The organism is Acinetobacter sp. YH01019 (genome assembly GCF_013420285.1).
GTDB classification, from domain to species: Bacteria; Pseudomonadota; Gammaproteobacteria; order Pseudomonadales; family Moraxellaceae; genus Acinetobacter; species Acinetobacter gandensis.
Genome location: NZ_VOYM01000014.1, coordinates 44,307 through 59,612 on the forward strand (window position 1 = coordinate 44,307; position 15,306 = coordinate 59,612).

The window sequence follows — 15,306 nt, forward strand, 5'->3', positions numbered from 1 at the left end:
ATTGGTTATTGTAACAGCAATTATGATAAAAATTTAGAGTAAGTTCTTATCATTTCTATATTCTTATTTACTGTTATAATGTCGCCATCCAATCCACACTTTTTTGTTTTGTGTAACTATGAATAAGAAACTTTTAATCTGCGGTGCAATCGCAACAGGTCTACTTCTTACAGCATGTGTAAAAAAAGAAGCACCAAAAGAAGAAGAACAGGAACAGGTTGAAGTTGCAGCATCTGAACCAACAGCATCTGTACCTACACAACTAGAACCAGTTGAAGAACAACCAGTTGTTGAAGAGCCGACTCAACAGCAAGTTGAAGTGATTCGTGAAGAAACACCGAATACAACAACTGAAATTCGTCGTGAACCTACAACACCTGCAGAAACTCCTGCTCCAAAAGCAGAAGCGCCTAAAGCGGCAGAAAAACCTGCACAAGCTGCTCAACCTAAACAAAACTCAGGTTCTGCACAGTCTGAAGATGACGCCGTTGCTGCTGCCATTGCTGCTGCAACACCAGCTTTAGAGAACTAAGATCGAAGTTTTATCAAACAAATGATCAAAAAAACCCGGCAATTGTCGGGTTTTTTATTGTTTCTATGTAAAGAAAAATCTGTACTCAACAATGCACTGTTTTTCTCATAACTATTCTTGTAATTTTTCAGCTATATATTCAATAAATAAACGAACACGTTTCGGTAAATGCTCTTGTTGATAATAGACAGCATGAATAAGCTGTTCATGTGGCTCAATTTGATCGTCTAAAAGTTGTACCAATCGCCCTTCTGCAATATCTTTATCTACCATAAAAATTGATAGACAAGCGATACCCATCCCATGAATTGCAAGCTCGCGGATGGTTTCACCATTTGATGCCTTAATATTTGGTCGGATCGTCAAAGGTTTCCCTGCGACTTGGATTGGCCAAGTATTCATATGGGTAATTTGACTAAATCCAAGTAAAGTATGTGCGGTTAGCTCATCAACATTGTGCGGACGTCCATGCTGATGAAGATATTCAGGACTCGCCACCAAACACAGTCGACTCTTGTAGATAAGTTTTGCATGTAAACTGGAGTCGTTTAATTTTCCAAAGCGAATTGCGACATCTGCTTTATGCTCCAATAAATCAATCACTTGATCATGATTTACCAATTCAATCTGTATATGCGGATAACGTGCATTAAATTCTGGAATCAAGGGAACGATCATATGCAGAATAAACGAAATCGCAGAATCGACCCGCACTAACCCCGAAGTATCTGCATCTAATTTCAGCAGGGAATCTTCCGCTTCGCTCAAATCATTCAATATCCGCCGTGTTTTTGCTAAAAACAATTGCCCCTCTTGCGTCAGCTTAATTTTGCGGGTAGTTCGTTCCAACAAGGTTACATTTAATTTAGATTCCAGACGCTGTAATGCGCGGCTTACACCAGATGCTGTTTGATCCAGTCTTTCTGCTGCTTTGATAATAGAGCCGCTATCTACAATGACAGTAAAAGCCTGCAGTTCCTCAATTGTCGATTTCATTGCTTATTCGAATTCGTGATTTTTAATCAATAATATATTCCAAATTCATGCATTTTTCTTCATTAAAATTAGCAGCACAATAGCATCAATTCAAAAAAAGAGAATTCCAGATGATTGTTCCCCAATTTGGTGTCGGCACCTTCCGCTTAACAGGTGACACTGTCATTCATTCAGTTAAAACTGCCTTAGAAGTTGGATATCGTGCTGTAGACACCGCACAAATATACGCTAATGAAGCAGAAGTAGGCCAAGCAATCCATGAAAGTCAGGTCAATAGAGCTGATATTTTCTTAACCACGAAAATTTGGACTGAAAATTATGCTGCCGACAAACTGATACCCAGTCTAAAAGACAGCTTAATTAAATTAAGAACGGATGCAGTTAACCTCTCACTTATTCATTGGCCTGCACCTGCACTTGGAGTCAATATTCCAGAATTAATGGGACATTTACTTGAGGCAAAAAAACAAGGTTTGACTGAATATATTGGTGTATCTAATTTTAATATTGAGCTTACTCAGCAAGCTATTAACAGTATTGGTGCTGAGCAGATTGCAACCAATCAAATTGAACTGAGTCCTTATCTTCAAAATGAACGACTTGCGACTTACTTAAAACAGCAAAATATTGATGTCACCTCTTATATGACCTTGGCTTATGGCAAAGTGCTAAATGACCCAATACTTTCTGATATTGCAGCACAACACCAAGTCACTTCGGCCCAAATTGCACTCGCATGGGCACTGCAAAAAGGTTATGCCGTGATTCCATCATCAACCAAACGTGAACATTTAATCAGTAATTTAAAAGCTCAAGAGATTCATTTAACACCAGAACAGATGCAGGCCATTGCCACGCTTGATCGCAATGGACGTGAAGTCAATCCACCTGAATTAGCCCCAGCATGGGATCTATAACATGAAAATTAATTTTACCTTGCTCGCTCTCGCAATTGGTGCATTTGCTATTGGTACCACTGAATTTTCACCCATGGGCTTCTTACCTGAAATTGCAGAGGATCTATCGGTATCAATACCGCAAGCCGGTTTGTTGATTAGTGCCTATGCTATCGGTGTCATGATTGGCGCACCCGCTATGACTTTATGGCTTGCACGTTTTTCAAAACGTACAGCACTCATGTTATTAATGACAATTTTCACCCTTGGCAATCTGCTTGCCACAGTTGCGCCAGATTATTTAGGTTTAATGGCTGCGCGTTTAGTGACTAGTTTAAACCACGGCGCCTTTTTTGGCTTAGGCTCTGTCGTCGCGGCAAGTGTTGTTCCAAAAGATAAACAAGCCGGTGCCGTTGCGATGATGTTTATGGGGTTAACCATTGCGAATATTGGAGGTGTTCCGCTCGCAACTTGGGTTGGTCAAAATATTGGGTGGCGTATGTCTTTTGCAGCAATTAGCATCCTTGGACTAATGACTATTTTCGCACTATTTAAAGCACTTCCTAAAGACAAACAACGCGTTAAGCCTAATGTAAAGCAAGAATTAAAAGTGCTCACACGCCTTCCAGTTATCCTGGCCTTACTCACTACAGTCATGAGTTCAGGTGCGATGTTTGCACTGTATACCTATATCGCACCAAGTCTAAAAATATTTACCCACGCGACTCCAGAACTTATCACTTTGATGTTGGTTTTAATTGGCATAGGATTTTCTATTGGTAACCATTTGGGTGGAAAATTTGCAGATATTTCACTCGACAAAACCCTGATTGGCTTTTTAGTGTTGCTCATGCTAATGATGTTTTTGTTCCCACTTCTGGCAACGACAACCATTGGCGCTGCAATCACTTTAGTAATTTGGGGTATCGCAGCCTTTGCAGTCGTACCACCTTTACAAATGCGAGTCATGTCTGTCGCACATGATGCACCAGGCCTAGCATCCTCTGTGAATATTGGTGCTTTTAATTTAGGTAATGCCTTAGGTGCTGTCGCAGGCGCAGCTGTTCTCAATATGCATTTTAGTTATGCAGCTATTTTCTACACAGGTGCTGGACTGAGTCTTGCTGCTTTAGGATTGGTTCTACTTCAAATAAAATTAAACAGCAAGACTATACCTTGTAGTGCCGTTCATTAACGCCTAATGAGAAAGCCCACAATTGTGGGCTTTTGATATAAGGATAAATATTAAAATTACGTTTTGACATAAAGTTTTAAAAAGTCTGCCATTAATTTTGATGCCCATGAGTGCGTATCCACAGCGCCTTCATAATAACCACAATGACTGCCTTTTTTTGTTGTAACCACTACGACATTTGGCATTTCAGCAATCACCTGTTTATAGGGTTCAAAATTTTTAATATGGCAAACTGGATCATCTTCAGCATTTAGTATCATCAACGGAATTTTGACTTGATGAAAAACGTATATTGGATTTGTCGCCTTGGCATAACTTTCATAATCACTAAAACCCGCCATTTGGAAATACCTTCGCTCAAACTGTTCCAATGACTGACTTTTTAAAACATCCATTAATGAAGCTGTATTTTCCCACGTCGCTGCATAAGGTTCGACAAACTTTTGAAAGAGCTTTTTGGTCATCATTTTGCTATAAAAAGGATGCACATTTTTAAAGCCTAACTCTGTGTCATAGCCGGGACATAAGGCAAAAGCTGCCTTTAATGGTGTTGCCTCACCTTCCTCCCCCAAATACCGCACAAGCAAGCCCGTACCAGCAGAGGAGCCAACACCATATAGCGTTGACTTTGGAAATTTCTGCTGTATAGATTTGATTTGCTCACGTAAATCCCGAGTTGAACCAAAAAGGTTGATTTGTGGAACAGGCATTGGAAGATTCGCATGACCTCGACGTAAACACAGCGCAATACGCCATCCTGTATATTGATGCAGATCACGCACCAATTCACGCATACTTTCAGGTGTGCCTGTAATGGTATGCATCAACACAATAGTTGGTGTATCTGGTGGCAAATCTAAACCTAGCCATGCAATTGCAGTTACACCGCCATCTGGCATGTTTAGTTGTTCAATTTGATCATACTGAAGTTTAATGGTGCGTTTTTTAATGACATCAAAATACAATAAATGCACATGGGCATTCGACAACCAAGGTGTTGGCCGATATTTTTCATGTAATTGTTTTAGTTTTGGTAAGACTTGAGCCATTGAGCCTGTCGGGCTGTAATACAACTGAGGGCATTCAGCACCCGTCACTTGATCTACAAGATTTAATACAGCTTTACGACCGAAATGAACAATATTTTTCATCGTCTTACCTTGTTTTGCTAGCGCCATGGTTATAGTGATTTAACTTTATAATTCCCCATAACGAACACCTTAGATTATCAATGTAAAAAGCATGACAACACATATCATGCTTTTCACATATTGAATAAGAATGCGTCATTAATAATAAACGCATGGTTTACTGTGGCTGGTATTTTGCGAAACGCTCACCCATTTTTGCAGCTAATGCTTCTAAGCCACTTTTTGGACGTAACATTACTTCAAAATCTACAATCTGACCGTGTTGGTTAAATTGAATCATATCTATGCCTTTCAGTCTCTTTTCGCCAACATTCGCAGAAAACTCAAGTACAACATTGAGGCCATCTTCACTATAAAACTCACGGTGGTAAGTAAAGTTTTCAAAAATTTGAATGACATTGGTCAAAATAAAAGTGACCACTTGCTTCCCCGGATAAGGATTAAAAGCAACAGGTGAACGAAACACCACATCCTCTGCTAATAATTCATCCAAAATAGCCATATCTCGGTTATTTAACATTTCATGCCAACGTGCAAGAGATTTTTTTGTTGTTTCAATGCTCATGTATTTTTCCTTATCATTGCTCATGCACAGCACATTCAAAACAAATGTACTGTGCAAAAGTTCCTATTTTTAATTAAATATCTAAATTATTGAAATCAATACAGTTGTTAAATCCTCCGCCAACAAGCAGAGGATTTAGCAGAATTTAAACGATTGTTTATGCCAAACCAGCTTAGATAATCGCGGCCAATTCAGCACCTTGACGAATTGCGCGTTTAGCATCTAGCTCACCTGCCTCTTTCGCACCGCCAATTAAATGCACATTTTTACCTTCAGCTTGTAATTGCTCGTACATCGCCGTGTAAGATTCCTGACCCGCACAAATCACGACGTTATCGACTTCCAGCACACGCGGCTGACCATCTACCGTGATATGTAAACCTTGATCATCAATTTTGTCGTAACTTGCACCAGCAATCATTTTTACATCACGATGTTTTAATCCAGTACGATGAATCCAACCTGTGGTTTTACCCAAGCCTGCACCTACAGACTTAGCCTTACGTTGTAATAAATACACTTCACGTGGTGAGGTTTCTACATCTGGGTGTTTTAAACCACCAACTTGTGCATAGGTCGTATCAATACCCCATTCATTATAGAATTTTTGTGGGTTCAAACTACCACTTTCACCTTCATGGGTTAAGTATTCTGCGGTATCAAAACCAATACCCCCTGCACCAATAATGGCAACACGTTTTCCAACTGGCTGACGCTCTTTTAACACTTGTAAATAGCTCAACACTTTTGGATGATCAATCCCCTCAATTTGCAGATGACGCGGTGTTACACCTGTTGCGACCACAATGTCATCAAACTCAGATTTCACTAATTCATCAAAAGTTGCAGTATGGTTCAACACCAATTTAATTTGTGGTAAGAGTTCAATTTTACGTTTGAAATAACGTAAGGTTTCATAAAACTCTTCTTTTCCAGGAATGGTTTTTGCAATATTAAACTGACCACCAATTTGATTGGATGCTTCAAAAATAGTGACATTATGTCCACGTTCGGCAGCATAAGTTGCAAAGCTTAAACCTGCTGGGCCAGCACCAATGACTGCAATATTTTTAGTTGTCGATGTTTCTTTAAAAATCAGTTCTGTTTCATAACATGCTTGTGGATTCACTAAACAAGTTGCAATTTTCATTGAGAAAATATGATCTAAGCATGCTTGGTTACAACCAATACAAGTATTGATTTCATCACTGCGACCCTGTTCAGCTTTTTCAACAAAGAATGGATCTGCTAACATTGGACGTGCCATAGACACCATATCAGCATGGCCTGATGCCAATACATGCTCTGCCATTTCAGGCGTATTAATACGATTTGATGTAATTAAAGGTACTTTTACTTCGCCTTTTAATTTTTCTGTCACCCAAGTAAATGCCGCTCGTGGTACTTTGGTCGCAATGGTTGGAATACGTGCTTCATGCCAACCAATGCCAGTATTAATAATCGTTGCCCCGGCTTTTTCAATTTCTTTCGCCAGTTGTACAACTTCTTCAAATGTTGAACCACCATCAACCAAGTCCAACATAGACAAACGGTAAATAATAATAAAATTTTCGCCGACCAATTCACGGGTACGACGGACGATCTCAATTGGAAAACGAATACGTTGTTCGTAACTGCCCCCCCATTCATCATCACGATGGTTGGTACGTGCAGCAATAAATTCATTAATGAGATAACCTTCCGATCCCATAATTTCAACACCGTCATAACCCGCTTTTTGTGCATAGCCTGCGCAAGTTGCAAAGTCATTAATAGTACGTACAACTTCTGCTGTTGTAAGTGCATGCGGCTTCACTGGATTAATCGGTGCTTGAATCGCAGATGGTGCTACATTATCTGCTTGATATGAATATCGCCCTGTATGCAAAATTTGCATGGCAATTTTACCGCCAGCCTCATGCACCGCTTGGGTAATCACTTTATGCTTTTCAGCTTCAGCCAAAGAATCTAATTTTGAGCCACCAGCAAAGGTCACACCATCATCATTGGGAGAAATACCACCAGTCACAATTAGCCCAACACCGCCTTTAGCTCGTTCCGCATAAAAAGCAGCCATACGTTCATAACCACCTGGTGCTTCTTCAAGTCCAATATGCATTGAACCCATTAATACGCGGTTTTTTAGGGTGGTAAAACCCAAGTCTAGTGGTGCCAATAAATTTGGATAATTTGACATTTTTACTCCTTAGCGTGCTGGAAAGCTGGCTATTTTTATGATGCTTTGCTGTTGATTTTGTCCATTATTTAAATCTAACACAAAACATTATGCAACTTGTTGCACTAATTTATATGCGAGATTTGATTTTTATGCAACATGTTGCATAATAAATCTCACAAAACTTTTTGACTGAGCTGTATATGTCTTTGGCCCATGTTTTACTCACGAGCTTGATGGAAAAACCGAGTACAGGTATTGACCTCGCCCGCCGTTTCGATCGCTCTATGGGCTTTTTTTGGAATGCAACACATCAACAAATCTATCGTGAACTCAGTGGCATGATGCAAAAAGGTTGGATTAGCACCATTGAAGATGACTTAAGCCATACCCGTAAAAAAACCTATCAGGTTGAACTTTTAGGGCGAACAGAATTGGCCAATTGGATGGTTGAACAAAGCCCACCTGCACAATTACGTGAAGAACTCATGGTGCGTTTACGTGCAGAAGCACAACTGGAAAGTAATGCAGTTCTACCTGAATTAGAGCGTCATCTTGAAATTCACAAAGAAAAACTAAAAACCTACCAGTCTATTTTTGCAAAAGACTTTGCTAATGCGCATGATGATGACCGTACCCTGTATATTCATAAAATGATTTTACAATTGGGTATCGACTTAGAAATGGGATGGATAAAATGGTTAGAAACCATCATTCCACAACTACACAAATTTAATCGTTAAAACAAAAAGATAAAAAGGACAATCACATGCCGCACTATACAATGCCTGATGGCGAACAGCTATTTGTACGAGAATACGGCCAAGGTGAACCAATATTGGTGTTATCTGGTTTAGGCATGCAAAGCTGGCAATGGCATCCTTTTCTATTTGCTCAACGTAAAAACTTTAAATTCATCATTCCAGACTGGCGGGGTTTTGGTGGTTCAAAAAACTGTAAAATTCCTGAGCTAGATACGATCTCTAGCCATTGGCGCGATATTGAGTGCTTAGTCAATCAACTTCCTGTCGAAAGAATTACTGTTATTGCTTATTCGATGGGGGCAACCACCACCATGCATGGTCTGAAATACGGCAATTTTGCATCCAAAATTAAGCATTACTTGCATATCGATCAAACGCCTAAAATTAGTGTAGATGATGATTGGCAGTATGGTTTATACGGTAAACGACATGCTGAATTTTTAGCTATATTAGAAGACATATCAAAAGTCCTCGCACCAAATTTATCAACGCCTTTTGCGCAGCATCTAAACCGACAAGACCGACAACAATTGATCAATGCTTGGCTGCGTTTTATTGACCTACAAAATAGTAATCCTTATGCACTGAGTGCTTTTCGCTTTGCCTATAATCAACCATTGCTTCAAAAATTAATGTTACCTTCTCAAAGTGTGGCGTATTTATATTGGTACATTCAAAATTATTTAAATCATAAAGAAGATTATCGGGATGCTCTTGCCGATTTAGTCGCACCCACGACTTTTTTCACAGGCAAGCAATCTATCCTTTATTCTGCACAGGGGCAAAATCTAATTGCGAATCGACTAGCCAATGCAGAACAAGTTATTTTTCAAAAATCAGGACACACCCCTTTACTGACTGAGCCGCTAAAGTTTAATCGAGAGATTGCCAAATTCCTCAGAAAAAGTAGTGCTGCATAAAGTGACAATCAAAAAAGGCTCATCAATAATGATTGAGCCTTTTATTTATGTATTGAGATAAGTTTTTACTTTATTTATTAAAATACCCGACGATCATATTCAATCGCTTCAAGGTCATACACCTGATAAACACAATCAAATAATGGGCGTGCCAACTCACCTTCATCATCATTACGCACAATCAAGTAAATTGGACTCATCGCAGCGCTATCAGAGAGCTTTACGTAATTAACATGTCTAAATTGCATGATTCTTACTGACTCAGGCACGATACAAATACCTTCACCTGCCGCAACCATACCCAAAGATTGTTGTAAATCTGCTTGAGTACTGAAGCGCTTAGGTTCCATTCCATATTCTAAAAATAAAGATTTAATCTGTGTCGCATAACTTTGGCCCTCACTCGGTGGGTACACAAAAATTTGCTCATCCTTTAAGTTATTCAAAGAAATGCTTTTTTGAGTAGAAAGCGGATGACTCGAATGTACTGCCGCAATCAATGGTTCTTCTCGTAGCAAAACCCGTTTAATAGCTAGATCAGAAACACGGACTCGACTAAAGCATGCATCCACACGACCTTCTTTTAAAGCCTGAATTTGATCAATGGCGTTCAGTTCAATTAAATTAATATTTGAATGTGGGTATTGCTGACGATAGAGATACACAATCCGTGGCAATAGCCCACACAACAACGAACCACCATAACCAATATTGATTGTGCGCTCTGTTGCACTGGCACGTTGAGTAATTAATTTAATTTCTTCCGCATTTGACAACAACTTGACCGCTTGCTGATAAAAGAAACGACCGATCGTTGTGGTTCTTAAAGGGCGGCTACCTCGTTCAAACAGTTGTGCACCTAGTTCTTCTTCCAAATTTTGGATTTGGCGACTTAAAGGCGGTTGAGCAATAAATAGTTTTTCAGCAGCCTTTGTGAAACTCTGCTCTTCTACAACTGCGACAAAGTAACGTAAATGTCTTAATTCCATGACATTGTCCTTTAATGTCGGTTTAAATCTTTTCGTAAATGCTGAGTTTTCTCTCTATACATTTCACTGAAGTTGATGTGAATGTTTAGAATTATGAATACGTTGGCAACAAATTTATTTTAAAGTCATGCTAATGCGAAAGTGCGAAGACGTTAACCCGACTTTAGTCTTGCAAAATCTTGCTTTGAAATACAGTGAAATTAACAATTTGAAAATTGACTTAATGCAACAATTCCAGTTAATTAACAACATTGTTGCAAATATGGAATACAAATAAGTGCTCAGCGATCTGGATGATTTTTATTGTTTTGCTCAAGTGGTTGAACATGGTGGATTTAGTGCTGCCGAACGTGCAACGGATATTCCAAAATCCAAGTTGAGTAGACGGGTCTATAATCTAGAAGAACGTTTAGGTGTTCGACTAATTCAACGTAGTTCGCGCCATTTTGCAGTGACTGACATTGGCATGAATATTTACCGCCATGCCCAAGTTATGATGAATGCTGCTCAAGCAGCACATGATTTAGTCGATCATTTGAGCACTCAACCCCGCGGTTTGATCAAAGTTAGTATTCCAGTGTCAATTGCACAAAATGAAATGACCAAGTATTTGCCTGAGTTTTTAAAGCGTTATCCTGAAATTAAAGTTCAAATGATGGTGACTAACCGTCGAGTTGACATTATTAACGAAGGTTTTGACTTAGCACTTCGTGTGCGTTCAAACCTAGACGACGATCCAAACCTAGTTATCCGTAAATTTGAAAATATCGAGCAACACCTTTTTGCTAGCCAAGCCTATCTCAACCAATTTGGCGACTTAAAACAACCTGAAGATTTATCCCAACACCAAATTTTGAGCATGGCAGATGAACATCTCGACCAACACATTGTGGTCAGTGATGCAAATCATCATCAGAAAAAAATTAAAGTAAACCCAACCGTTATGGGCTCTGATCTTTCAATGCTCGCCTCTTTAGCCTGCCAAGACTGTGGCGTGGTGTTATTGCCCGACAGCATAGTCGCAGATCATGTCAAATCAGGTGCTTTAGTGCGAGTTCTACCCGAATGGCGTTCTGCACACGGAATTTTCCATGCCGTTTATCCTTCACGTCGAGGCTTACTCCCTGCCGTACGTGTATTTATTGATTATTTAGTTGAAAAACTCAGTAAACATTAAAATTGCCAAATTTGAGACAAAAAAAAGCTTACCCACGTGGTGGGTAAGCGAAACTTTTAAAAGTTCAGAAACTACAGCAGAATCTGTATATCGCATTGTATAGATACAATGATGTTCAGCTAAATCGTTAAAAACTCTTAATTAAAATTGATCAAACTTTCAACACCAGATAATTCAACCGTCTAAGCGTTTGATTTAGCGTTTTTGTCTATTTATGTGAATTAGACACACAAACTTTAGACTAAAGTCTAAAACTCAATCAAATCAATACCTTTTGGGTCAAATTATAGAATTTCGAGATCGTATAATTAAATTGCAGGATAGCTACCTGTACCTTCTGGCCAAGGTGATAACAATTCAAAGCCTGTATCAGTTACAACAACCATGTGTTCCCATTGTGCTGATAACGAACGGTCAGCAGTAACCACTGTCCAACCATCTTTCAACTCTTTAGTACGCGCTTTACCCAAATTGATCATTGGTTCGATTGTAAACACCATACCTTTTTTCAAAATAACACCCTGGCCTGGTTGACCATAATGTAAAACGCTTGGTTGCTCATGGTAAACCTTACCAATACCGTGACCACAATATTCACGCACAACACTATAACCTTCACGGTGCGCAACAGTTTGAATAGCAAAACCTACATCACCTAATGTTGCACCTGGTTTTACCGCATGAATACCTGCAACCATCGCTTCATAAGTGGTTTCTACTAACTTTTTCGCAGCGGGAGTAACTGTTCCAACATAGTACATACGACTAGTATCGCCATAGTAGCCATCTTTAATGATCGCAACGTCGATATTAATAATATCGCCATCTTGCAAGACCGTATCTTTCGACGGGATACCATGACAAATCACTTCATTCGGTGAAATACAGGTGGTTTTGGTATAACCGTAATAGCCCACATTGGCTGGAATTACTTTCAAAGTATTTACAATATAGTCATTACAGATGTCATCTAGATATTCTGTCGTCACACCAGGCTTGACATACTCCCCGATCATTTCTAAAACCTGTGCGGCAAGTCGTCCTGAAATACGTAATTTTTCAATGTCTTGCTCGGTTTTAATCGTGATTTTGGAAGCTTTCATCTGGACATCCTCTAATTTTGATAAGCTGAATTATAGACCTTTTAGATATTTTTTGTTTTATTCATCAATGCTTTTACCTTTCAAAGCGATCTATTTAAGCGATACATTGATGATTTTTAAAGCAACCAATTAATCGAAAAAACATATAACAATATTGATAATTTCATCCAAAGATTAATATTTCAAATATTTTCCATTAGTTTTCAAATGTATAAATAGAACTATATTTTAACTTTTAATATATTCATGAAAAATATTATAAATTTTTAGCATAGCACTTATAAATTAAGCTCCAAAAAAGCACACAATTGCACTAAAATTGCCTTTTTTCTAAGTTCATCTCCCTTTATGACAAGTCTCCGTACTCGGGATATTGTTGCCTTAGGTTTTATGACCTTCGCACTGTTTATTGGTGCGGGCAATATTATTTTCCCACCGATTGTCGCTCAGCAAGCGGGTGAACATGTTTGGTTAGCTGCATTTGGTTTCCTAATTACTGCAGTTGGTCTACCTGTGATCACGATTATTGCTTTGTCGCGTGTAGAAGGTTCGATTCAGATTTTAAGTTCGCCGCTTGGTAAAGCTGCCAGTATTTTACTGACTGTTGCGTGCTACTTAGCTGTAGGTCCTTTATTTGCTACACCTCGTACTGCAACCGTTTCTTATGAAATTGGTTTTTCTTCATACTTTGGCAACTCATCAAGTAGCCTATTAATTTATAGTGTTATTTATTTTGCTTTAGTGACCATTGTTTCACTTTATCCAAATAAAATTTTGGATACAGTAGGTTACTTCCTTTCACCATTGAAAATCCTAGGTTTAATTATCTTAGGTATTTCAGCGTTCTTTATCCCTGCTGGTATCATCCCGCCTGCAATTGGTAACTATGTTGCATCACCTGTTTCTGAAGGTGTTGTAAATGGCTACTTAACTATGGATACGCTTGGTGCATTGGTATTCGGTATTGTAATTGTCAAAGCCATCACTTCACGTGGTGTAACAGACAGCAAACTGGTAACTAAATACGCAGTTATTGCCAGCATTATTTCAGGTATTGGTTTAACACTGGTTTATATCAGCTTGTTTAAGCTGGGCATGGGCAGTCATGAAATCGCACCAAATGCGACCAATGGTGCCGTTATTTTACATGCTTATGTACAACATGCCTTTGGTGATATGGGCGCTTACTTCCTCTCTGCAATGATTTTTATTGCATGTATGGTGACAGCAATTGGCCTAACTTGCGCATGTGCTGAATATTTCTCTGAACTCACTAAAATCCCTTACAAAATATTTGTATTTATTTTAGTTGGATTCTCTTTACTCATTTCAAACTTAGGTTTAACCAAACTCATTGCGGTGTCTGTACCTGTATTAAGTGCAATTTACCCACCAGCGATTGCGGTTATTCTACTCAGCTTCTGTTCAAAATTTTGGAATAAGCCTGCCCGTGTTGTAGCGCCTGTTACTGCAATTGCTTTCTTATTCGGTATTTTTGATGGTTTAAAAGTCGCTGGTTTTGAAAATGCGCTACCAAGTTTTATTGCAAACCTTCCACTTGCTCAACAAAATTTAGCATGGTTAATCCCATCTCTTATTGTGTTAGTGATTGCTGCCGTATTCGACAAAGTTAAAAAATAACCTTTTATAGCTTGTCTAAAATCTGAGTTTTACCCGAATGATGATTTTATATGTGACACATAATTGTCTTGTTTTACCCAAACAGACATTTATTTGTCCCAAACTGCAGCACTGAAGAACCTCTAATAGTTAGTGATAAGCAGCTTCAAACCTAATAAGATGAAATAGCACAACACTATGTCAAAATAAAAAAAATTTTTATTATTAAAATTCAGTTACTTTTACCATACAGATTGAAATATAAGCTCCATTCTATATCCACAATATCGACTTATAGTTATTGGTTTCGCGCCATAAACACATGGTCAGATCTGGTACGTTAATTGCTTTATTTATCATTATAAATATCGTAAACATTTCATTCACCAACTTTGCAGCACAATACGATACACGATATTTATTATATGAATAAAACTATTATTCTTATACGATGATCTAACATAGTTTTATGACAAAATAATGACATTTGCTATTGAAATACTTCTGAATAAGAAGTACAACAGTAAATCAATCTAGACCAAAATCATCGGTTTTGGTACACAACAATAAGGAGGGGTGGAGATGTTATCAGTACATTTCAAAAAGCAATTCTTCATTAACGCTCTGAAGGCCAATAAGAATATGGTGACGTATATGAGCACCACTATTGCTCTGATGCTAACGTTACTTATTCAAGGCTTAATTCAAGGAAATTTAAGACCTGAATACTTCGCATACGCGCTGATTGTATCGGTCGCATTCTACTTCTGGGCAGTCATTGATCATAAGTATCGAAAGCGTAAAACAACAGAATTTTAAGTTAGAAGATGGATGAGTCATCATCCATCTTGAAAAAAGAAAGTTCTAGTTAAAAACGGCTTTGTTGCACAAACCTATCTGTAAAGGCTTTTTCAGCGATATAATTTTCAAATGAAGAAGCCTACACACAAAATCTACCGCACAACCAATTGGCCCGCATATAACCGAGCACTCATTAATCGCGGAAATATTGCCATTTGGTTTGATCCTACTACGCAATGGTATGCTCTATCAAAAGGCAAACAAGGGCGAAATCAAACCTACTCCGACGCAGCTATCCAATGCTGCTTAATGATTAAATCCTTATTCCGTCTATCTTTACGTATGGTCACTGGCTTTGTGCAAAGTCTGATTAAACTTTGCGGATTAAATTGGACCGCACCAGATTACAGTACGCTTTGTA

16 protein-coding genes are annotated in these 15,306 nt (G+C 38.6%); 10 read left to right on the forward strand and 6 right to left on the reverse strand.

All coding sequences use genetic code 11. The features are described from left to right. Positions 1–118 precede the first annotated feature (118 nt). Entirely contained in the window at positions 119–532 is a 414-nt protein-coding gene (locus FTT84_RS05610) for an internalin (RefSeq protein ID WP_067767151.1), read from the forward strand. 111 nt (positions 533–643) lie between these two features. Here FTT84_RS05610 and FTT84_RS05615 read toward each other — a convergent pair whose 3' ends face one another. Then, the gene (locus tag FTT84_RS05615) at positions 644–1,528 is read right to left on the reverse strand and encodes a LysR family transcriptional regulator (protein ID WP_067767153.1); all 885 of its coding nucleotides are present in this window, start codon (positions 1,526–1,528) and stop codon (positions 644–646) included. Positions 1,529–1,638: 110 nt separating this feature from the next. Between FTT84_RS05615 and dkgB the strand changes: the two genes are divergently transcribed. Then, positions 1,639–2,445 (forward strand): 2,5-didehydrogluconate reductase DkgB, encoded by an 807-nt coding sequence (dkgB, locus tag FTT84_RS05620; protein ID WP_180080283.1) that lies wholly within the window; start codon positions 1,639–1,641, stop codon positions 2,443–2,445. A 1-nt stretch (position 2,446) separates the two neighbouring features. Next, positions 2,447–3,619, forward strand: coding sequence for an MFS transporter (locus FTT84_RS05625; RefSeq protein WP_180080281.1), 1,173 nt, complete (start codon positions 2,447–2,449; stop codon positions 3,617–3,619). A gap of 56 nt (positions 3,620–3,675) precedes the next feature. On the opposite strand, the gene FTT84_RS05630 is transcribed toward FTT84_RS05625, so the two are convergent. The 3 genes from FTT84_RS05630 to FTT84_RS05640 form a co-directional block, all read right to left on the reverse strand. Further along, a complete protein-coding gene (locus FTT84_RS05630; RefSeq protein ID WP_180056787.1) occupies positions 3,676–4,770 on the reverse strand; it encodes a YheT family hydrolase in 1,095 nt (364 codons plus the stop codon). 157 nt (positions 4,771–4,927) lie between these two features. Continuing rightward, positions 4,928–5,335, reverse strand: coding sequence for a nuclear transport factor 2 family protein (locus FTT84_RS05635; protein ID WP_180080278.1), 408 nt, complete (start codon positions 5,333–5,335; stop codon positions 4,928–4,930). A gap of 172 nt (positions 5,336–5,507) precedes the next feature. Beyond that, the gene (locus tag FTT84_RS05640) at positions 5,508–7,532 is read right to left on the reverse strand and encodes an NADPH-dependent 2,4-dienoyl-CoA reductase (RefSeq protein ID WP_067767162.1); all 2,025 of its coding nucleotides are present in this window, start codon (positions 7,530–7,532) and stop codon (positions 5,508–5,510) included. 182 nt (positions 7,533–7,714) lie between these two features. On the opposite strand from FTT84_RS05640, the gene FTT84_RS05645 reads away from it, so the two are divergent. Together FTT84_RS05645 and FTT84_RS05650 are read left to right on the forward strand one after the other, a co-directional pair. Next, complete coding sequence (locus FTT84_RS05645; protein ID WP_180056785.1) at positions 7,715–8,254, forward strand: PadR family transcriptional regulator; 540 nt, start codon at positions 7,715–7,717, stop codon at positions 8,252–8,254. Between the two features lie 26 nt (positions 8,255–8,280). Continuing rightward, positions 8,281–9,195: an alpha/beta fold hydrolase gene (locus FTT84_RS05650; protein WP_180080275.1), complete on the forward strand. Its 915-nt coding sequence runs from the start codon at positions 8,281–8,283 to the stop codon at positions 9,193–9,195. 77 nt (positions 9,196–9,272) lie between these two features. On the opposite strand, the gene FTT84_RS05655 is transcribed toward FTT84_RS05650, so the two are convergent. After that, positions 9,273–10,184, reverse strand: coding sequence for a LysR family transcriptional regulator (locus tag FTT84_RS05655; protein ID WP_180080272.1), 912 nt, complete (start codon positions 10,182–10,184; stop codon positions 9,273–9,275). Positions 10,185–10,317: 133 nt separating this feature from the next. Here FTT84_RS05655 and FTT84_RS05660 point away from each other — a divergent pair, with 133 nt between their 5' ends. Together FTT84_RS05660 and FTT84_RS05665 are read left to right on the forward strand one after the other, a co-directional pair. Then, a complete protein-coding gene (locus FTT84_RS05660; RefSeq protein ID WP_180191834.1) occupies positions 10,318–10,461 on the forward strand; it encodes a hypothetical protein in 144 nt (47 codons plus the stop codon). Continuing rightward, complete coding sequence (locus tag FTT84_RS05665; RefSeq protein WP_180080269.1) at positions 10,462–11,361, forward strand: LysR substrate-binding domain-containing protein; 900 nt, start codon at positions 10,462–10,464, stop codon at positions 11,359–11,361. It begins immediately after the preceding gene. Positions 11,362–11,669: 308 nt separating this feature from the next. Here FTT84_RS05665 and map read toward each other — a convergent pair whose 3' ends face one another. Beyond that, a complete protein-coding gene (map, locus tag FTT84_RS05670) occupies positions 11,670–12,464 on the reverse strand; it encodes a type I methionyl aminopeptidase (protein ID WP_180080266.1) in 795 nt (264 codons plus the stop codon). Between the two features lie 348 nt (positions 12,465–12,812). On the opposite strand from map, the gene brnQ reads away from it, so the two are divergent. The 3 genes from brnQ to FTT84_RS05685 form a co-directional block, all read left to right on the forward strand. Continuing rightward, complete coding sequence (gene brnQ, locus FTT84_RS05675; RefSeq protein WP_180080263.1) at positions 12,813–14,105, forward strand: branched-chain amino acid transport system II carrier protein; 1,293 nt, start codon at positions 12,813–12,815, stop codon at positions 14,103–14,105. A 561-nt stretch (positions 14,106–14,666) separates the two neighbouring features. Then, positions 14,667–14,903, forward strand: coding sequence for a hypothetical protein (locus tag FTT84_RS05680; protein WP_067767180.1), 237 nt, complete (start codon positions 14,667–14,669; stop codon positions 14,901–14,903). Positions 14,904–15,014: 111 nt separating this feature from the next. After that, on the forward strand, positions 15,015–15,306 hold a 292-nt coding region (locus FTT84_RS05685; protein ID WP_180191835.1), incomplete at its 3' end, for a transposase.

Bases quoted from the DNA above. Each gene is read 5' to 3' on its own strand.
- FTT84_RS05630 (WP_180056787.1), bottom strand. From the start codon at position 4,770: ATGAAAAATATTGTTCATTTCGGTCGTAAAGCTGTATTAAATCTTGTA.
- FTT84_RS05650 (WP_180080275.1), top strand. From the start codon at position 8,281: ATGCCGCACTATACAATGCCTGATGGCGAACAGCTATTTGTACGAGAA.
- FTT84_RS05615 (WP_067767153.1), bottom strand. From the start codon at position 1,528: ATGAAATCGACAATTGAGGAACTGCAGGCTTTTACTGTCATTGTAGAT.
- FTT84_RS05655 (WP_180080272.1), bottom strand. From the start codon at position 10,184: ATGGAATTAAGACATTTACGTTACTTTGTCGCAGTTGTAGAAGAGCAG.
- brnQ (WP_180080263.1), top strand. From the start codon at position 12,813: ATGACAAGTCTCCGTACTCGGGATATTGTTGCCTTAGGTTTTATGACC.
- FTT84_RS05610 (WP_067767151.1), top strand. From the start codon at position 119: ATGAATAAGAAACTTTTAATCTGCGGTGCAATCGCAACAGGTCTACTT.
- map (WP_180080266.1), bottom strand. From the start codon at position 12,464: ATGAAAGCTTCCAAAATCACGATTAAAACCGAGCAAGACATTGAAAAA.
- FTT84_RS05645 (WP_180056785.1), top strand. From the start codon at position 7,715: ATGTCTTTGGCCCATGTTTTACTCACGAGCTTGATGGAAAAACCGAGT.
- FTT84_RS05660 (WP_180191834.1), top strand. From the start codon at position 10,318: ATGCGAAAGTGCGAAGACGTTAACCCGACTTTAGTCTTGCAAAATCTT.
- FTT84_RS05625 (WP_180080281.1), top strand. From the start codon at position 2,447: ATGAAAATTAATTTTACCTTGCTCGCTCTCGCAATTGGTGCATTTGCT.
- FTT84_RS05635 (WP_180080278.1), bottom strand. From the start codon at position 5,335: ATGAGCATTGAAACAACAAAAAAATCTCTTGCACGTTGGCATGAAATG.
- FTT84_RS05680 (WP_067767180.1), top strand. From the start codon at position 14,667: ATGTTATCAGTACATTTCAAAAAGCAATTCTTCATTAACGCTCTGAAG.
- FTT84_RS05640 (WP_067767162.1), bottom strand. From the start codon at position 7,532: ATGTCAAATTATCCAAATTTATTGGCACCACTAGACTTGGGTTTTACC.
- dkgB (WP_180080283.1), top strand. From the start codon at position 1,639: ATGATTGTTCCCCAATTTGGTGTCGGCACCTTCCGCTTAACAGGTGAC.